At 64.5% G+C, this 18,013-nt stretch carries 14 protein-coding genes; 3 read left to right on the top strand and 11 right to left on the bottom strand.

What is annotated here, in order from left to right; genetic code table 11:
• Positions 1-40 precede the first annotated feature (40 nt).
• The 10 genes from AXW84_RS19890 to AXW84_RS19845 all read right to left on the bottom strand — a co-directional run bounded on the left by AXW84_RS19890 (position 41) and on the right by AXW84_RS19845 (position 13,245).
• Positions 41-2,116 carry an OmpA family protein gene (locus AXW84_RS19890; protein ID WP_068237436.1) on the bottom strand — a complete coding sequence of 692 codons (2,076 nt, stop codon included), beginning with the start codon at positions 2,114-2,116 and terminating at the stop codon, positions 41-43.
• Between the two features lie 169 nt (positions 2,117-2,285).
• A complete protein-coding gene (gene rfbA / locus AXW84_RS19885; RefSeq protein ID WP_068237431.1) occupies positions 2,286-3,167 on the bottom strand; it encodes a glucose-1-phosphate thymidylyltransferase RfbA in 882 nt (293 codons plus the stop codon).
• Between the two features lie 105 nt (positions 3,168-3,272).
• A complete protein-coding gene (locus tag AXW84_RS19880) occupies positions 3,273-4,280 on the bottom strand; it encodes an SDR family oxidoreductase (protein WP_068237428.1) in 1,008 nt (335 codons plus the stop codon).
• Between the two features lie 109 nt (positions 4,281-4,389).
• A complete protein-coding gene (rfbB, locus tag AXW84_RS19875; protein WP_068237424.1) occupies positions 4,390-5,445 on the bottom strand; it encodes a dTDP-glucose 4,6-dehydratase in 1,056 nt (351 codons plus the stop codon).
• A 104-nt stretch (positions 5,446-5,549) separates the two neighbouring features.
• Positions 5,550-6,572, bottom strand: coding sequence for a UDP-glucose 4-epimerase GalE (gene galE, locus AXW84_RS19870; RefSeq protein ID WP_068237409.1), 1,023 nt, complete (start codon positions 6,570-6,572; stop codon positions 5,550-5,552).
• Positions 6,573-6,669: 97 nt separating this feature from the next.
• Positions 6,670-7,965: a nucleotide sugar dehydrogenase gene (locus AXW84_RS19865; RefSeq protein ID WP_068237406.1), complete on the bottom strand. Its 1,296-nt coding sequence runs from the start codon at positions 7,963-7,965 to the stop codon at positions 6,670-6,672.
• Positions 7,966-8,003: 38 nt separating this feature from the next.
• On the bottom strand, positions 8,004-8,633 hold the full coding sequence (locus tag AXW84_RS19860) for an acyltransferase (protein WP_068237404.1): 630 nt from the start codon (positions 8,631-8,633) through the stop codon (positions 8,004-8,006).
• 198 nt (positions 8,634-8,831) lie between these two features.
• Positions 8,832-10,352 (bottom strand): DUF2079 domain-containing protein, encoded by a 1,521-nt coding sequence (locus AXW84_RS19855; protein ID WP_068237402.1) that lies wholly within the window; start codon positions 10,350-10,352, stop codon positions 8,832-8,834.
• A gap of 62 nt (positions 10,353-10,414) precedes the next feature.
• A complete protein-coding gene (locus AXW84_RS19850; RefSeq protein ID WP_068239821.1) occupies positions 10,415-11,143 on the bottom strand; it encodes a class I SAM-dependent methyltransferase in 729 nt (242 codons plus the stop codon).
• 317 nt (positions 11,144-11,460) lie between these two features.
• Complete coding sequence (locus tag AXW84_RS19845; protein WP_068237399.1) at positions 11,461-13,245, bottom strand: hypothetical protein; 1,785 nt, start codon at positions 13,243-13,245, stop codon at positions 11,461-11,463.
• A 97-nt stretch (positions 13,246-13,342) separates the two neighbouring features.
• Here AXW84_RS19845 and AXW84_RS19840 point away from each other — a divergent pair, with 97 nt between their 5' ends.
• The 3 genes from AXW84_RS19840 (at position 13,343) to AXW84_RS19830 (ending at position 16,227) form a co-directional block, all read left to right on the top strand.
• Complete coding sequence (locus AXW84_RS19840) at positions 13,343-13,876, top strand: 3-hydroxyanthranilate 3,4-dioxygenase (RefSeq protein WP_068237396.1); 534 nt, start codon at positions 13,343-13,345, stop codon at positions 13,874-13,876.
• Positions 13,877-14,177: 301 nt separating this feature from the next.
• Positions 14,178-15,461 carry a kynureninase gene (gene kynU / locus AXW84_RS19835; RefSeq protein WP_068237394.1) on the top strand — a complete coding sequence of 428 codons (1,284 nt, stop codon included), beginning with the start codon at positions 14,178-14,180 and terminating at the stop codon, positions 15,459-15,461.
• Between the two features lie 79 nt (positions 15,462-15,540).
• Positions 15,541-16,227 carry a US12 family protein gene (locus AXW84_RS19830; RefSeq protein WP_068237391.1) on the top strand — a complete coding sequence of 229 codons (687 nt, stop codon included), beginning with the start codon at positions 15,541-15,543 and terminating at the stop codon, positions 16,225-16,227.
• On the opposite strand, the gene AXW84_RS19825 is transcribed toward AXW84_RS19830, so the two are convergent.
• Entirely contained in the window at positions 16,224-18,011 is a 1,788-nt protein-coding gene (locus AXW84_RS19825; protein ID WP_068237388.1) for an ABC transporter ATP-binding protein, read from the bottom strand. The genes AXW84_RS19830 and AXW84_RS19825 overlap by 4 nt on opposite strands.
• Positions 18,012-18,013: the final 2 nt, after the last annotated feature.

Below are 18,013 nucleotides of genomic sequence, written 5' to 3'. Positions count from 1 at the left end.
GTGCAACGGGCCGTTTTGGCTTAGGCCTGGGGCCCCTGGGCTACTTTTTCGTGATGGTGAATTCTACCCGGCGGTTGAGTGCGCGGGTATCTTCCTGGTCGTTGCTGGCCACGGGCTTGCTGCCGCCGTAGCCCTCGGTGGTAATGCGCGTCGGCGTGATGCCCTTGCCAATCAGGTATTTTTTTACCTCGTTCACGCGGTCAAGGCTCAGCTTCAAGTTCAGGGCGGGGTCGCCCTGGTTGTCGGTGTGGCCGCCGATTTTGATTTCTACCGTGGGGTAGTCGCGCATGATGCGCACGAGGCGCGCCAGCTCAGGGTACGAGTTGGTGCGCAGGTAGTACTTGCTCTGCTGGAAGAAGATGTTGTTGAGCTTCACCGTTTGGCCCACCGCAAAGGGCACCATGAACAGGTCCTGGGTTTGCTCCGAGTACTTGTCGCGGGCCGTCACGTCGAGGTTGGCGTTTTCGGCGATGTAGTTGGCGGCCTCGGCGCGGTAGCCGTACTGCACGCCGCTGGGCAGCACAATGGTGTAGGAGCCGTCGGTGGGGTCGGATTCGGCGGTGCCGATTTCCTCGCCCGTCAGCAGGTTTTCGTAGTGGATTATGGCCTTGATGGGCTTCTTGGTGGCCGCGTCGAGCACCTGGCCGCGCACCAGCGTCACGGCTTCGGGCTTGAAGGCGGGGGCCAGGGCGATGCGAAAAATGTCCTTCGAGCCCGCCGTGCCGTTGCGCGTTGACACCAAATAGGCATCGTCGCCGGCCGCCGACACGGTGTAGTAGGCGTCAAAATCGGGCGAGTTCACCACGCTGCCCAGGTTACGGGGCGGGCTCCAGTTCGTCCAGGTGTCGTCGAGGCGCTTGGAGTAGAAAATATCCGACTTGCCGTAGCCGCCACGGCCTTCGCTGGCGAAGTATAGCGTCTTTTCGTCGGGGGCGAGGAAGGGGGCGAAGTCGGCTTTTTTGGTGTTCACGTTGGGCCCCAGGTTGCGCGGGCGCGTCCACGTCACGGGCTGGCCGGGGGGGCCGGGCTTCGGGAAGCTCACGTACAAGTCCTGCTCGCCCAGGCCGTCGGTGCGCTCCACGGCCAGCAGCAGGGCCTTGCCCGAAGTGGCCAGGAAGTAATCGGCGTGCTCGTCGTCGTTGTTGTAAAAGTCCTCAATGTCCACGTTGGTCGGCTGCGACCAGCCGCCCGGGCGGTGCTCCGACGTGCTGGGGCCCTTGGGCACCAGGCCCTCGGGTGTGTAGTGGCCCAGCAGCAGCAGGCGCTGCCCATTGGCCGATACCGAGGCCAGGCCGTTCGGGAAGCCGGCGGTGTTCACGGGGCCACCCATGTTTTTGGCGGGGCCCCAGGTTTTGGCGCTGGCGCTTTGCAGGGTCGAAAACCACACGTCCTGCGGGTCATTTTTGCCACCGATGTTGCCCGGGTGGTTCTGGCGGGCAAAGTACAAGGTGCGGCCGTCGGGCGAAATCACCGGGTGCGTGTCCACGTACTGGCTGTTCACGGAGGGCCCCAGGTTCACGAGCGATGAGTCGAAGCGGGCCACGCCAGCCGCGTCGGCGTCGGGGGCCTTGAAGTCCTTCTTCACCATGGTCTGCGTCACATCGGCCACGCCGATGGCGTCGAGTTGGTTCACGCCCTCCACCTTGGCCGTGTTCAGGTGCACCACCGCCCCAATGGTGCGGTAGGCCGGCTTGGCCGGGGCAATTTTCACTTCCAGCGTGCGGTACGAGTCGGGCAGGGGCCCCGGGTTGTCGTTGGTGTACACCTCGTGGTGCTCGCCGTGGGTGTCGATGAGCTCAATCTTCGTCACGGCGCCGGGGTTGAAGTTCTCGACCACCGTAATCTGCTGAGCCAGCACCGAGCGGGCAAAGCGCACCTCCACAAATTCGTCACGGCCTTCCTTCTTCGGAATCCAGGCCTTGTCGCTGATTTGGCCCAGCGGCAACGCGTTGGGGGCCCCCAGCACCTGCTCGGGCGAAAAGGCCTCCTTGCCCGATGCTTTCTGCGACGATACCGCCGTCACTTTGCTGGCCCACAGCGCGTGCTGCGCCCGGGCCGCCGGGGCCCCCAGCCCCAGGGCCGCCACCAGGGCAAAAGAAAAAACGGGAATTTTCATAGGTGTTCGGCGAATAATACCGCCGCGAACATAAAAGCGCGCAATAAGGGCGCGCAGGATAGATAGGACACGTTTTAGCCTTGCTAATTTAGGCAAAAGCCGCGGCCCGGCCGCGCGCCAGCGCTGGCCAAACCGCGGCTTTCGGCCACTTTTTCCTGGGTCCGGGGCCCTATTGCGCGCCCAGCACCAGCTGCTCGGGCAGGTTCAGGAGGTAGTCGCCGTAGCCGCTCTTGCGCAGGGGCAGGGCCAGGGCCCGCAGTTCGTCGGCCGTGATGAAACCCTGGCGGTAGGCCACTTCCTCAATGGCCCCCACCTTCAGGCCCTGGCGCTGCTCAATCACGCGCACGTACTCGCCGGCCTGCATCAGGCTCTCGAAGGTGCCCGTGTCGAGCCAGGCCGTGCCCCGGCTCAGGATGCCAACCTTCAGCTTGCCGCGGCGCAGGTATTCCTTGTTCACGTCGGTAATCTCGTACTCACCGCGGGGGCTCATTTCCAGGTTCTTGGCGATTTCCACCACGCTGTTGTCGTAGAAGTACAGGCCCGGCACGGCATAGTTGCTCTTGGGCTTGGCCGGTTTCTCCTCGATACTAAGGGCCTTCTTGTTGGCGTCGAACTCCACCACGCCGTAGCGCTCGGGGTCGTGCACGTGGTAGGCGTACACCACGCCGCCGTCGGGGTTGTTGTTCGATTTCAGCAGCTCCTCCAGGCCCGCGCCGTAGAAAATATTGTCGCCCAGCACCAGCGCCACGCTGTCCTGGCCGATGAAATCAGCCCCCAGCACGAAAGCCTGTGCCAGCCCGTTGGGCACCTCCTGCACCACGTACTGAAAGTCGCACCCCAGGTTTTTGCCGTCGCCGAGTAGCTTTTGGAACTGCGCCTGGTCGTGGGGCGTGGTGATAATCAGTACTTCCCGGATGCCCGCCATCAGCAGAATGCTCAGCGGGTAGTAAATCATCGGCTTGTCGTACACCGGCATCAGCTGCTTGCTGACGGCCAGGGTGAGAGGGTGCAGCCGGGTGCCGGAGCCGCCGGCGAGGATAATGCCTTTCATATCGCGCGAAGTTTCGCTGAGTTTAAGAGTTAAGTCTCGCTAAGAGTTTATCAATCAAGAATATTAGCGCAAGCTTCGCGAGACTTTGCGCTAAAGCTTTGCGCGTTAATTGCGCTCCTTGATGAATTCCTGGTTGGCCTTGAACCAGTCCAGCGTCTGCTGCAAGCCCTCGCGGATGCGAATCTGGGGCGCGTAACCGAGCAGGTTGCCGGCCTTGCTGATGTCGGCCAGCGAGTCGCGGATATCGCCGGCGCGGTCGGGGCCGAAGGTGGGCGCGAGGTCCGAGCCGGCTTCCTCGCGCAGGATGTCGTACATCTGCACCAGCGAGGTGCGGTCGCCCACGGCGATGTTGTACGCCTGGTTTAGGGCCCCGGGATTGGTCGTGAGAGCGGCCCGGATGTTGGCCTGCACGCAGTTCTCCACGAAGGTGAAGTCGCGGGTCTGGCCGCCGTCGCCGTTCAAGGTGGGGGCCTGGTTTTCCAAAATGGCGTCGATGAACAGCGGAATGACGGCCGCGTAAGCTCCGCCCGGGTCTTGCCGGGGCCCAAAGATGTTGAAGTACCGCAAGCCGATGATTTCCATGCCGTAAGTGCGGCCGAACACATCGGCGTACAGCTCGTTGGCGTACTTCGTGACGGCGTAGGGCGAGAGCGGCTTGCCGATGCGGTCCTCCACTTTGGGTAGGCCAGGGTGGTCGCCGTAGGTGCTGCTGGAGGCGGCGTACACAAACCGCTTCACGCCCGCGTCTTTGGCGGCGGTCAGCATCTGCACGAAGCCGCCCACGTTCACGTCGTTGGCCAGTACCGGGTCTTTGATGGAGCGCGGCACCGAGCCCAGCGCCGCCTGGTGCAGTACCACGTCCACACCGGCGCACGCGGCGGCGCACGTTTCGGCGTTGCGGATGTCGCCGTCCACAATCTCCAGGGCCCCGTTGCCCTCGAACAGCGCCAGGTTTTTACGGAAGCCGTTGGAGTAGTTGTCCAGCGTGCGCACCTTTTTGGCGCCGTACTTCAGCAGGTATTCGACCAGGTTCGAGCCGATGAAGCCTGCGCCGCCGGTGACGAGAAACGTAGTATCCGACAGCGGCCGGTCGTGGAAAGGGGTATCGTACACGTTGTTGAATTAAAAATTATGAATTAAAAATTAAAAATTGCTTCAGCAGTTTCGACCGGTTAAATGGCAGAATTTTTAATTGCTAACTTTTAATTTTTAATTGACCGCGCTAGCGGCCAGCGTATTGCTTGGTGTTGTAGTCCTGATAGGCGCCGCTGGTTACGCTGTTCAGCCACTCCTCGTTGGCGAGGTACCAGTCCACGGTTTGGGCCAGGCCCTGCTCGAAGGTGACGGACGGCTTCCAACCCAGCTCGTTCATGATCTTGCTGCTGTCGATGGCGTAGCGCATGTCGTGGCCGGCGCGGTCGGTGACGAACTTAATGAGCTGGCGCGAGGTGCCGGGGCCCTGGCCGGTCTTTTGGTCCACCACGTCGCAGAGCAGCTCGATGAGCTTCAGGTTCTGCCACTCGTTCACGCCGCCGATGTTGTAGGTGTCGCCCAGCTTGCCGTTATGAAACACCGCGTCGATGGCCGTGGCGTGGTCCTTCACGAAGAGCCAGTCGCGCACGTTTTCGCCCTTGCCGTACACCGGCACCGGCTGGCCGGTACGCAGGCGGTGGATGGCCAGCGGAATCAGCTTCTCGGGAAAGTGGTTGGGGCCGTAGTTGTTCGAGCAGTTGCTGAGCTTGATGGGCAGGCCGTAGGTGTGGTGCCAGGCGCGCACGAAGTGGTCGGAACTGGCCTTCGAGGCCGAATACGGCGAGCGGGGGTCGTAGGAAGTCTCTTCGGTGAACATCTCCGGGCCGAAATCCAGCGAGCCGTACACCTCGTCGGTGCTCACGTGGTAGAAGGTGTGGCCGGCGTAGCCGCCCGGCTGCCAGAGTTGGCGGGCTGCGTTCAGCAGGTTCACGGTGCCGATGACGTTAGTCTTCACGAACGCCATCGGGTCGGTGATGCTGCGGTCGACGTGGCTCTCGGCGGCGAGGTGAATCACGGCGTCGGGCTCCTCGCGGGCAAACAGCTCGTCGATGAAGGCCTGGTCGGAAATGTCCCCCTTCACGAAGCGGTAGTTGGGGGCCCCCTCGATGTCGCGCAGGTTTTCCAGGTTGCCCGCGTAGGTCAGCGCGTCCAGGTTAATAATCTGATAATCGGGGTACTTTGTAACGAACAACCGCACCACGTGCGAACCAATGAAGCCGGCCCCGCCGGTAATGATGAGTTTCATATCGTCAATGAATGAATGGGTGAATGAGTGAATGAGTGAATGAGTGAGTGCGCGAACGAGGGGTTGTTGGCGCCATTTGCCAATTCACTCATTCACTCATTCACTCATTTACCCAATGATAATTGCCACTTCCAGGCGCTGGCCAGCGAGTCGAAGAGCGAGGTCGTCGTCTTGAAGCCGAGCACGGTTTCGGCCTTGGTGGCGTCGGCGTAGATGGCGGGGACGTCGCCGGGGCGCCGGGGCCCGATGGCGTAGTTCAGCTTTTGGCCGCTGGCCTTTTCGAAGGTTTGCACCACTTCCAACACCGTGTTGCCGTGGCCGGTGCCTACATTGAAGGTCTCGACGGTTTCGGCGGCTTTCTTATCCAGCAGGCGCTGCACGGCCACAATGTGGGCCTTGGCCAGGTCCACCACGTGGATGTAGTCGCGCACGTTGGTGCCATCGGGCGTGTCGTAGTCGTTGCCGAAAATCGTCAGTTTCTCGCGGATGCCCGCGGCGGTTTGCGTGATGAACGGCACCAGGTTGTTGGGCGTGCCCAGCGGCAGCTCGCCAATCTTGGCCGATTCGTGGGCCCCAATCGGGTTGAAGTAGCGCAGTAGGATGGTGCGCAGCTTGTTGCTGCTGGCCCCCGCTACGTCGTGCACGATGTCTTCGCACATCTGCTTGGTGCGGCCGTAGGGCGAGGTGGCCGGCTTGGTGGGCGTGGCCTCCGTCACGGGCAGCGCGTCGGGGTTGCCATACACCGTGCACGACGACGAGAACACTAGGTTCTCCACCCCAAACTCGGGCATCACTTGCAGCAGCGTCAGTAGTGAGCCCACGTTGTTGTGGAAGTAGGCCAGCGGCTTCTGCACCGATTCGCCCACCGCCTTGAAGGCCGCGAAGTGGATGACGCCCGCAATGTTGCCCTCCTTCTGAAACACCTGGCGCAGGGCCCCCGCGTCGCCGCAGTCGATGTGGTGGCACGGCACGTCGCGGCCCAGAATGGCGCGCAACCCTGCCAGCACCGACTCTTTCGAGTTGCTGAAATCGTCGACGATGACGGGCTCGTAGCCCGCCTGGGCCAGTTCCACCACCGTGTGGGAGCCAATATAGCCGGCGCCGCCGGTGACGAGAATCTTTTTCATATCTAGTGGTTAGTTATTGGTTGTCAGTTGTTAGGTTCGTTGGTTAAGTTGTGCGAAGCATCTCCTGATAACTGACAACCGCCAACTGGCAACTAAGCTATAGGCTCCAGTAGTGCAGGTTCTGCATCCGGCCGCGGTACAGGCCCTTAATGTCGACCAGTACGGCGTTGTCAGTCGTAATGGACTGGAAATAGGCCTCGTCTTTCTCGGCGTAAGGCTTGTGGCTTACGGCCACAATCACGGCGTCGTAGTCGGTGCGAATGTCGTCGTTGGCCGTCAAGCGGAAGCCGTACTCGTGCAGCAGCTCGTCGGAATCGGCGTGCGGGTCCACGATGTCCACGTTCACCGAGAAGTTTTTCAGCTCCTGAATCACGTCGGCCACCTTCGAGTTGCGGATGTCCTCCACGTTCTCTTTGAAGGTGGCGCCCATCACCAGCACGCGGCTCTTAGCCACGTCCTTGCCCTTCTTGATCATCATCTGCACCGTTTTGCGGGCGATGTAGGCCCCCATGTTGTCGTTGGTGGTGCGGCCGCTCAGGATGACTTTGGCGTCGTAGCCCAGCTCTTTGGCCTTGTAGGTCAGGTAGTACGGGTCCACGCCGATGCAGTGGCCGCCTACCAGGCCGGGGCTAAACTTCAGGAAGTTCCACTTCGTGCCGGCCGCCTCCAGCACCTCGTAGGTGTTGATGCTCATGCGGTCAAAAATCATCGACAGCTCATTCATCAGCGCGATGTTGACGTCGCGCTGGGTGTTTTCGATGATTTTGGCGGCCTCGGCCACCCGGATGCTGCTGGCGCGGTGCACGCCGGCGTCCACCACCAGCTCGTACACCTTGGCCACCGTGTCGAGGGCCTCGGCGTCGTTGCCGCTCACCACCTTCACAATGCGGCGCAGCGTGTGCTCCTTGTCGCCGGGGTTGATACGCTCGGGCGAGTAGCCCACCTTAAAGTCGTTCGGAAACTTCAGGCCCGAGAGCTTTTCCATCACCGGAATGCAGTCTTCCTCGGTGCAGCCCGGGTACACGGTGCTCTCAAACACCACGTAATCACCCTTCTTCAGCACCTTGCCCACCGAGCTGGAGGCCCCCAGCAACGGCTTGAGGTCGGGCTGGGCGTGCTCGTCGATGGGCGTGGGCACGGCCACGATGTAGAATTGCGCCTGCCGCAGCACCTCCAGCGAGTCGGTGAAGGTGATGTCGCAGCCCGCAAAATCCTTGGCCTCCAGCTCGCCGCTGGGGTCGATGGCCTGTTGCATCTGCGCGATGCGGCCGGCGTTGATGTCGAAGCCAATGACTTTGAGCTGCTTGGCAAATTCGAGGGCGATGGGCAGGCCCACGTAGCCGAGGCCGATAACGGCCAGCGTGGCCTCCTTGCGCAATAATTGGTCGTACACGTTGCGGTAGTGGTAAGTGGCTAAAATAGAAGGGATAACTAGCGGGAATTAGACGGTTTTTCGGCGGTGGCCGGCAGGGGGCGCACGGTCTTCTCGTCTGCGCTCAGCTCGTAGGTTTCGCCACTTTCGGGGCAGGTGGCGCGGTGCTTTTTGTCGAAGCGCAGGCGGTGGCCGTAGGCGCTCATCCAGCCCTGGGGCCGGGCGGGGTTGCCGTACACCAGGGCGTAGGCCGGCACGTCGCGCGTGACGACGCTGCCCGCGCCCACGAAGGCGTAGCGCCCCAGCCGCACCCCGCACAGGATGGTGGCGTTGGCCCCCACGCTCGCGCCCTGCGCCAAGTGCGTGGTTTGGTAGTGGCCGGGGCCCTGGCGGGGCACGGCGCTGCGCGGGTTTTTCACGTTCGTGAACACCACCGAGGGGCCCAGAAACACGTCGTCTTCGCACACCACGCCGCCGTAGAGGCTCACGTTGTTTTGCACTTTCACGTTGCGGCCCAGTATCACGCCGTCGGCCACAAACACGTTTTGGCCCAGGTTGCAGTCCTCCCCAATGTCGGCCCCGGCGCACACGTGGCAGAAGTGCCACACGCGGCTCCCGCGCCCAATCTGGCAGCCTTCGTCGAGCACGGCCGTGGGGTGGGCGTAAAAATCAGGGGCGGCGTGGGGCATGCGGGCCAGTGGGTTTGCGCGGGCAAAGGTAAGGCGGCGCGCGGGTTGCCGCCGGGGCCCCGGCGGCCAAGCGTTAGACTTCGCCAAGGCGGGTCCCAGGCGTGAAATTATTTCGATTAATAGTGACATCCTACCAGCCAGAGCCAGTAGGGCGGCGAGCCCGCCAGCGCTCACCTAATTCAACGGACGCCGCTACAGCTAAAACTGGAGTACTTCGGCCGGGTTGCGCACGGGGCCCCGCCGGGCAAAGATGACGAGTTGGGCGTCTTCGAAAAACACCCGGAAGTCGGGGCGCTGGCGCAACTGGGCCAATACTTGCGGGGTTTGCTCGGGGCGCAGGGGCCAGGCGGCGGCCTCGTCGGGCTGGCGCAGCAGCACCACAAACTGGGCGTCGCGCAGCGCCGGGAATAGGTAGAGTCGCCGGGGCGCGGACAGGTGGGGCGTCAGGTTGGACTGCGCGCTGACCGCGCCTTCGGCCGGCAGCCGGGCCAGGGCGGCCCGCAGCGCGCCGCGGTCGTAGGGCGAGCGGTAGTGGCGGCCGGTGAGGAAGTTGGTGGCGGTGCGGTCGTACCACTTGCTCTGGCGGGTGTAGAGCGTGACGAGCGTGAAGGCGGCCGCGCCAGCCAGCGCCAGCTGCCAGGCGCGCCGCCGCGCCGGGGCCCCGGCGGGCCAGTGCCGCAGGGCATCGGCCAGGGCCAGGGCCAGCACCGGGGCAAACTCAATGGAATACTGCGAGTTGATGCCCCACAAGGCCGGGTCGTTGGCCAGCAGCTTCTGGCCAATGACGGGCGCCAGCATCAGCGCGTACCAGGGCCGCCGCAGCAGCGCCAGCCCGCCCGAGCACAGTAGCGCCAGCCAAAACTCCAGCTTGATGTAGTTGTAGGCCGCGTCGGGCAGCGTGTTTTGGAACAGCGCCTGCCACAGCAGGGCCGGGTGGCGCAGCAGGTTGGCTGCCGCCGCGGGCACCGTGGGGCCCCACTGCTGGTAGCGCACCGCCTGCCCAAACGGCCGGTGGGCCACGTCGAGCGCCGGCATGGCCCAGCGCGTAACCAGCAGGAAGTAACCCAGGGCCCCCGCCGCGGCCAGCCCCAGGCCCGCCGCCACGCCCCGGCGGCGGCGGTGCTGCCAGGCCAGGCCCAGCAGCACAAATACCAGCCACAGGGCCATGTTCTCTTTGCTTGCCAGCAGCAGCCCGCCCGCCGCTGCTGCCGGGCCCCAGCGGCCCTGCGTCACCCACAGCGCCAGCCATGGCAGGGCCATAGCGCCCACCACATTGTCGTGGTAATCAAACCCCAACGCCGACAACAGGCCCCATTGCACGCTGAAAAACGCCAGGGCCCACTGAGCCTCGCCGCCGCTGGCCCCTTGGGCACGGGCGTAGCGCCACACGCCCAGCCCGCCCAGCAACACGGCGCCGAGCTGCACCAGCAGCAGGGCCCAGGCGCCGCCCACCAGCCAGTACAGCGGCACGCCCAGGGCCGGCGTCAGGCTGAAGTGGACGGAGAGAAAATTGGTCGGCGGCGAATCAATCAGCAGGCTGGTGTTGGCCGCGCGCAGGTGCGCCCAGTCGCCCACCACCTGCGCGGCGAGGCCCAGGTCGAGCGCCGCCGTGCGGAAATTGTAGTGGTTGACAAGCGACACCAGCGCGTACACGGCCCCGGCCAGGGCCAGGAGCACGGCCGGGCGGTGGCGCCAGGGCAAGGGCGCAGCAGCGTCCATAGGGTATTGCTATTAAATACAAAGAAGCACGGCCCCGCCCGGCGGCTGCCGGGCGGGGAGAGTTAAGCAGGTTTTTCCACCACGGCCAGCACCGACTTGCCGATGTTGTAGCCAGTAAGCCAGTCGAGGATGCGCGAGACGGGCACAATGGTGCGGTCCCAAAACTTGATTTGGGCGGGGTTGGGGTATTGTTGGCGCAGCAGCAACTGGCTGATGGCAACGCCCAACAAGCCGAGGCTGTCGAGGTAGGCGAGTTGGTGCACGCGGCCGCCAGCGGGCAGCACCTGCCGCAGCTGCGGCCGCGAGTAGCGCCGGAAGTGCCCAATGGCGGCGTCGAACGGCCCAAAAAGCCATTGGTGGGCCGGCACGACGATAAGTAATACCCCGCCCGGGGCCAGGCGGGCGTAGGCCCCGGTCAATTCGGCCGCGTCGTCTTCGATGTGCTCAAGCACGTTGATGTACAGTAGGGCATCGAACTGGCCTTCCGCTGCGGGCAGGTCGGCGAGGGTGCCCACGTGCAGGCGGTAAGTAACGGGCAGGGCCCCCGACGCCAGCAGGGCCCCAATGTGGGCCGCCAGCTCGGCGTCGGGCTCCAAGCAGAGCCAGTCGGCCGCGCGGCCGTCGGCCAGGGCCCGGGTGGTGCTGCCGAGGCCGGCGCCCACCTCCAGCACCCGGCCGCCCAGGTAGGGCCGCAGCCGCCCGCCGTAGTACGCCTTCCAGTGGGTGGCGTGCTCAAACAGGGACAGCTCGCCGCCGATGTAGTGGGCAACGTCGCGGGGAGGGGAGGGCATGAAGTGGGGCAGCGGCGACAAAATATCGGTGTAGATACCCGCAATAACGCGGAAAAAGCTGTTTCCCGCGCCGGGTTGCACGTGCGCTGGGGCCCAGCGCGGTCCGGATTGGGCACTTGGGGCCCGGGTTAAATAAGTGCCGAACGGCCACGCTGCTTCTGTCATCACTACTCCGGTGCACGATGAAGAGGCGCTGGTGGGGCCCTGTAGCGTGGGCTCTGCGAATCCGCGTCGTTATCCGGTGCCGGCCACTACCACCGCAGGTTTCAAACCCAAAAGGCGCCGGCGGCACCCTGCCCTGCGAATGCGGCGGCGCCCTACGGCTTGGGCCGGAGCACGGTGTAGCCTTGCACCAGCTGCTCCTGGTAAGTGCCGAGGGGTAGCAGGCTGCGCACCACCCGGTGCACCGGCTGGTTGCAGAATTCGGGGTGCACCACGAACGTGGCCGCTGGGTAGCGGTGCCAGAAATCTTCTACCTGGGCTGGGGTGGGCGGCGGCAGCAGGGCCAGCGAATCGGGGCGGCGCTGGGCCAGCAGCAGGCGAGCCAGCACCGGCTCGCGGGCAAAGGCGGCGAAGGTGGCAGCCGGCACCCGCGAAATGTAGGCCCCTGGTATGGCCTTGCCGTGCCGTGTTTGGTAAAACAGCTCGGCCGCGTCCAGCTCGCCCACGGCGCGGTAGCCGTCGAGCAGGCCCAGCGGAATGGGGAATACCACGGGGCCCGGCTGGTCCGCGGCCACGCCGTAGGCCGCCGGCACGTCGGCCAGGCGGATGAGCGGGTAGGCATCGGGCTGAAATTCGAAGAGCAGCACCGCCGCCAGCCCCACCGCCAGGGCCCAGCCCCGGCCTGCGGGGCCCCGCCGCAGCCAGCCATCGAGCCCAATGCACGTGGCCAGTGGCAGCAGCAGCGAGAGCAGCAGCACGTGCCGCGTGGGGCAGCGGATATTGTTCAGGAACGGTACGTAGTGCACCACACTGGTGGGCAAGCGCAGCCCGCCGTGGCCCAACAGGCGCAGCTCGGGCATAGTAAGCAGCGCAAACAGCAGCGCCAGGGCCCAAAAAGGCCGGGTTTCGGCGGGCCTCTTGGGGGCGGGGGCCCCAGCGCGGCGCGCCCGCCACGCCACCACGGCCAGCACCAGCGCCAGCAGCGGCAGCAAGTAGCCCAGAAACATCACGTTCTCGACCGAACCGGGGGTGTGGAAGCGGGGGCTGTGCCAGAGCGCATCGGTGGCCGCCGTGGCCAGCCAGCGGTTGCCGAGCGGTGGCACGAGGTAGCCGGCCAGGTCGCCGCCCCACCAGAAGCCGGCGTTGTCGGAGGGCCCGGCCCGGCCCAGGCCCCGCGAAATGAAGTGCCCCAGGACGAGAATTACCCCCAATACCGCCCACGGCTGCCAGCGCCGCCAGTTGGTTTCGCCCAGCCGCAGGGCCCACCAGGCCGCGTAGCCCACCGAGAAATACACCAGGCCTGCCAGGGTGTAATAATCACTAAATAAAGTGACTAGCAACAGCGCCGCTGCCCAGCCCACTTGCCGCCCGCTGCGCACCCGCGGCCACCAGCGCCCGGGCCGGAACGCCAGCCCGTCGAGGTACGCCATGAGGTAAAACGGCACCGTGGCGGTGAGCAGCAGGTGGTAGTGCTCGGGCCAGTGGGCCAGCTTGTAGGGCGAAAACGCAAACGCGTAGCCCACCAGCCCGCACAGCAGCGGCTGCCGTACCCAGCGCCCCGCCAGCCGCGCCGCGCCCATGCCGCTCAGCACAAAGCTCAGCAGCAGCCCGGCGTTCACGGCCCAAAACTCCTGGCGGAGCAGCAAGTTCAGGGCCCCCAGCACCGGCGTGTAGGTGTGCAGCCACAGGCTGGTGCCCGCCGGAAACAGCAGCAGCGGCGTGAAAAACGGGTTGTGCCCGCCGGCCACCTGCCGCTGGAAATTCCACACGTTCCAGATGTACTGGTTGGCATCGCGGTGCGGCGTGCCCACGAAGGCCGTGCTCCACTCGCGGGCCAGCGGCCACGAGTACCAGGCAAACAGCGCGGCGTAGGCCAGGCCGGCCAGTAGCAGGCCGCGGACCCGCAGGGCGTTGGCGGGCGGAGGAAGGGCAATCGGCATGAAGACGTGGCAGAGAGGGTCCGGGCGCACGGGGCCCCAACAAAAGTAGGCCGGCGGTAGTAGCTAGCTTTGCCCCACCACTTTCACGCCCGCCGCCATGCCCATCGCCCGCCCCTTCAACTTCCAAAAGTGGATCGACGAACACCGCCACCTGCTGAAGCCGCCGGTGGGCAACCAGCAGGTATTCAAGGATAACCAGGATTTTATCGTGATGGTGGTTGGGGGCCCCAACGCCCGTAAAGACTACCACGTGGACGCGGGCGAGGAGCTGTTTTTGCAAATCGAGGGCTCGATGACACTGAAAATCATCGACGACGGCCAGCCCGTGGACCTGGAAATCGGGCCCGGCGACATGTTCCTGCTGCCGCCCAACACGCCGCACTCGCCGCGCCGGCCGGCCGGCGGCGTGGGCCTGGTGCTGGAGCGCTACCGGGCCCCCGGCGAGCTGGACGGCTTCCAGTGGTACTGCGAAAACTGCGGCAACAAGCTGCACGAGGAGTTCGCCGAAATCACCGACATCGTGGCCCAGCTGCCGCCCATCATGAACCGCTTTTGGGCCGACGACGCCCTGCGCACCTGCCAAGTGTGCGGCACCTACCTCGAAGCGCCCGCCCCGGCCCTAGCGCAGTAGGGCCCCCGCCGGGCCGGGCGGCCGGCTTTTCGCCAGATGCCCGGTAATCGTTGCTTCGTTAGAGCGGTTCTCAGGTTCGTACATGGTTAACCAGCGAACGGTTGTAGAACGGAGCGGTACTCCGTTGCCGGGCGAGCATTAAACGGAGTGCCTCTCCCTATACACAGGGCCCATTACAAATATTTGGCAACCGCTGTAAACGGCCCTGGTGCCGGCCCAGCCGGAGCGGCCGCGCGGCGGTAGCGCCCACGTTATTATGGGGTGGGCAACCCGGCCGGGGGCCCCGGCCGTACCTTTGGGTATGTCCTCCGCGCTCCTCGACCCCACCCACGCCGCCGCCCTCGACGCGGCCGACCCGCTGGCTGCTTTTCGCTCCGAATTCCTGTTTCCCAACGGGCCCGACGGCCAGCCGGTGGCCTACTTCTGCGGCAACTCGCTGGGCTTGCAGCCCAAGGCCACCCGCGCCGCCCTCGACGCCGAGCTGACCAACTGGGCCGAGCTGGCCGTGGAGGGCCACTTCCACGGTGCCGCGCCCTGGATGCACTCCCACGGGGCCCTGGCCGAGGCCAGCGCGCCGGTGGTGGGGGCCCTGCCGCACGAAGTGGTGATTATGAACGGCCTGAGCGTGAACCTGCACCTGCTGCTGGTATCGTTCTACCGCCCCACCGCCACCCGCTATAAGGTATTGATGGAAGGCGGCGCCTTCCCCTCCGACCAGTACGCCCTCGAAACCCAGGCCCGCTTGCACGGCCTCGACCCCGACGACGCCATTGTGGAGCTGGTGCCCCGCCCCGGCGAGCACACGCTGCGCACAGAAGATATTACCGCCAAAATTGCCGAGTTGGGCGACTCGCTCGCCACCGTGCTGCTGGGGGGCCTCAACTACTACACCGGGCAGGTATTCGACATGGCCGCCGTCACGGCCGCCGGGCACGCGGTAGGCGCCACCGTGGGCTTCGACCTGGCCCACGCCGCCGGTAACGTGCCGCTGCACCTGCACGATTGGGACGTGGACTTTGCTTGCTGGTGCACCTACAAGTACCTCAACTCGGGGCCCGGCGGCATTGCGGGGGCCTACGTGCACGAGCGGTTTGCGAACCGGCCCGACCTGCTGCGCCTCGCCGGCTGGTGGGGCCAGGAGCCGGCCGAGCGGTTTCAGATGAAAAAAGGCTTCCGCCCCACGCCGGGCGCCGACGGCTGGCTGCTGTCGAACTCGCCGGTGCTGCTGCTGGCCCCGTTGCGCGCCAGCCTCGACGTGGTGGCCCGCGCCGGGGGCATGGCCGCGCTGCGCGCCAAAAGCGAGCCGCTCACCGCCTACCTCGAAAGCCTGATTAGGGCCCTGGCCTTGCCCGCCGACCAGCTCGAAATCATCACCCCCGCCGACCCTGCCCAGCGCGGTTGCCAGCTTTCGGTGCTGGTGCACCGGCGCGGGCGCGAGCTGTTCGACTACCTGGCCGCCCGGGGCGTGGTGGCCGACTGGCGCGAACCGAATGTGATTCGCCTTTCGCCCGTGCCGCTCTATAATTCGTTTGAGGACGTGCGGCGGGCCGGGACGGCAATGCACGATTTTTTTGCCGCCGGCTAGAGCCCCAGGCCGCGGCAACGGCGGGCAACTGGCACTTTTTTGCCGCGTTCGCCGTACTTCAGCCAATACTTGATAACCGATGGAAGACTACGCGGCTAAAATGCAGGCCAAGAGCTTGGCCGAGTTGCACCAATACGTGAGCGGCTACGCCCAGTACCGCGACGATGCCGTGCTGGCTGCCCTGGCCGAGCTGCGCCGCCGCGGCCAGCCCGCCCCCGAGGAAGACGCCCTGCGCCCCGGCCTCGAAACCGCCGTGGCCCAGCAGCGCGCTGCCGACTCCGGAGCCGTCGCGGCCCAACTTCCGGTTGCCCTCGACGGCCCCGAGTTATACTCCCAAGGGGCGGTAGTGCTATTCTCAATGTTTTCGCTGCTGATGGGCGGCGTCTTGCTGGGTATCAACCTGCACCGCCTGCGCCGTCCAGAGGCGCTGGCGCGCTTGATCTTGTTCATCTTAGCCTTCTCGTTCGTCAGCGGCTATACAATAAGTTGGGCTTTGGCGCAATTCAGCGGCAATCTGTTGATTCCTGCTTTATTATCCCTGGCGTTCAACGTGGTTGGGCTACTAACTTACCTTGCGTGGTTTTGGCCTCGCTACATCGGTACCCAAGAATACCGCAGCCGCAGTTGGTTGATGCCCCTAGTAATATTTTTTGCTATTTGGATGGTATTCAACCAAATAGCGCGGCCCTTGCTTATTAAAAATGGAATAATGAATGCTCCGGCCGCCGTGCCCACCGCGCCGATCACCCAAACTCCCACCCCTTAGCTGGCCTCGCCCATTGCGTACTGCATGCGGTAGAGCTGGGCATAGTAGCCGTTTTCGAGGCGTAGCAGTTCCTCGTGGGTGCCCACTTCCTTAATTTCGCCCTTGTCGAGCACGATGATCTGGTCGGCTTTCTGGATGGTGCTCAAACGGTGGGCGATGACGAGCGAGGTGCGCCCCTGCATCAGCTTCTCGATGGCGTTCTGGATCATTTCTTCCGTCTCGGAATCGACCGACGACGTGGCCTCGTCGAGCACAATTACGCGGGGCTGGTACACCAGGGCTCGCACGAAGCTGATGAGCTGCCGCTGGCCCACTGAGAGCGTGGCGCCGCGCTCCATCACGGGGTAATCCAGGGCCCCGGGTAGGCGCTCCATGAAGCGTCGGGCCCCTACGAGGTCGGCCGCCTCCCAAATCTGGGCGTCGCCGATTTCCTGGTTGCCCAGCGTGATGTTGTCGCGGATGCTGCCCGCAAACAGGAACACGTCTTGCAGCACCACGCCAATCTGGCGGCGCAGCACGCTCAGGTCGTAGTCGCGCAGGTCGCGCCCGTCCACCAAAATGCTCCCTTCCTGGATGTCGTAAAACCGGCTCAGCAGGTTAATGATGCTGGTTTTGCCTGCCCCGGTGGCCCCCACGAAGGCAATGGTTTGGCCCGGCTTGGCGTGGAAGCTGATATTCTTCAGCACCCACTCGGGCGGGTTGTAGGCAAATTTCACGTGGTCGAAGCGCACGTCGCCTTCCAGTGGCGCGGCGGGCACGTAGTTGCCGGTAGTGGCCACCAGGTCGTCGCTGTCGAGCAGTTTCAGCAGGCGCTCGGTGCTCACCAGACCCAGTTGCAGGGTGTTGAAGCGGTCAGCAATCTGGCGGATAGGTCTAAAAAACAGCGCGTTGTACATGATGAACGCAATGAGGGCCCCCTTGGAAATGGTGCCCTCGATCTGGCCCTGGGCCGCGTACCAAACCAGCAGGCCCACGCCGATGGCCCCCAGCACCTCGGCCACCGGGTAGTACACCGAGTAGTACAGCACCGAGCGGATGTTGGCGTCGGTGTGCTCGCGGTTTATCTTCTCAAACTTCTTGAACTCGCGCTGCTCGTTGCCGAAAATCTGCACCACGCTCATGCCCGTCAGGTGCTCCTGCACGAAGGAATTGAGCTTGGCCACGGCGTTGCGCACGTCCTGAAACGACACTTTCACCTTCTCCTTGAACACGTAAGTGGAGAAGAGCAGCGGCGGAATCACCGACAAGCTCACCAACGTCAGCCGCCAATCAATGTAGAACATAAACGCCATGATGAACAGGATTTGCAGGATGTCGCCCACCATCGCCGCCAGCCCCTCGCTGAACACGTCGGACAGCGTTTCCACGTCCGAGATGTTGCGCGTCACGAGCACGCCGATGGGCGTGCGGTCAAAAAAGCTCAGCTTCAGGCCCAGTAGGTGGCGGTAGAGGTCGGTGCGGATGTCGCGCACGATGTACTGGCCCAGCCAGCCGCCGTAGTACGTCTGCAAGTAGCTGACGCCGGCGTGGGCCACCAGCAGGCCCAGTAGCCACAAAAACATGTGGTTCAGGCCGGTGCGGTCGCCCTGCTCAATGCTCACGTCCACCATCTTTTGGATCAGGAAGGGCCGCAGGGTGCCCAGCGCGGCCGTGGCAACGGTCAGCACAATCAGGCCGATGAACACGCCGCGGTAAGGCTGCACGTAGCTGAGCAGGCGGCGCAGCACTTGCCAGTCAAACACCTGGCCGGTTTTGGTAGCGGAAGTAGCGGGTTGGGGTTGCATAG

Source organism: Hymenobacter sp. PAMC 26628 (assembly GCF_001562275.1).
In the GTDB taxonomy this organism is placed as follows: Bacteria; Bacteroidota; Bacteroidia; order Cytophagales; family Hymenobacteraceae; genus Hymenobacter.
The sequence above is the reverse complement of the archived record's forward strand: the minus strand, read 5'-3'. Positions and strand labels throughout refer to the sequence as shown.

Bases quoted from the DNA above. Each gene is read 5' to 3' on its own strand.
- AXW84_RS19890 (WP_068237436.1), bottom strand. From the start codon at position 2,116: ATGAAAATTCCCGTTTTTTCTTTTGCCCTGGTGGCGGCCCTGGGGCTG.
- rfbA (WP_068237431.1), bottom strand. From the start codon at position 3,167: ATGAAAGGCATTATCCTCGCCGGCGGCTCCGGCACCCGGCTGCACCCT.
- rfbB (WP_068237424.1), bottom strand. From the start codon at position 5,445: ATGAAACTCATCATTACCGGCGGGGCCGGCTTCATTGGTTCGCACGTG.
- galE (WP_068237409.1), bottom strand. From the start codon at position 6,572: ATGAAAAAGATTCTCGTCACCGGCGGCGCCGGCTATATTGGCTCCCAC.
- AXW84_RS19860 (WP_068237404.1), bottom strand. From the start codon at position 8,633: ATGCCCCACGCCGCCCCTGATTTTTACGCCCACCCCACGGCCGTGCTC.
- AXW84_RS19855 (WP_068237402.1), bottom strand. From the start codon at position 10,352: ATGGACGCTGCTGCGCCCTTGCCCTGGCGCCACCGCCCGGCCGTGCTC.
- AXW84_RS19850 (WP_068239821.1), bottom strand. From the start codon at position 11,143: ATGCCCTCCCCTCCCCGCGACGTTGCCCACTACATCGGCGGCGAGCTG.
- AXW84_RS19845 (WP_068237399.1), bottom strand. From the start codon at position 13,245: ATGCCGATTGCCCTTCCTCCGCCCGCCAACGCCCTGCGGGTCCGCGGC.
- AXW84_RS19840 (WP_068237396.1), top strand. From the start codon at position 13,343: ATGCCCATCGCCCGCCCCTTCAACTTCCAAAAGTGGATCGACGAACAC.
- kynU (WP_068237394.1), top strand. From the start codon at position 14,178: ATGTCCTCCGCGCTCCTCGACCCCACCCACGCCGCCGCCCTCGACGCG.
- AXW84_RS19830 (WP_068237391.1), top strand. From the start codon at position 15,541: ATGGAAGACTACGCGGCTAAAATGCAGGCCAAGAGCTTGGCCGAGTTG.
- AXW84_RS19825 (WP_068237388.1), bottom strand. From the start codon at position 18,011: ATGCAACCCCAACCCGCTACTTCCGCTACCAAAACCGGCCAGGTGTTT.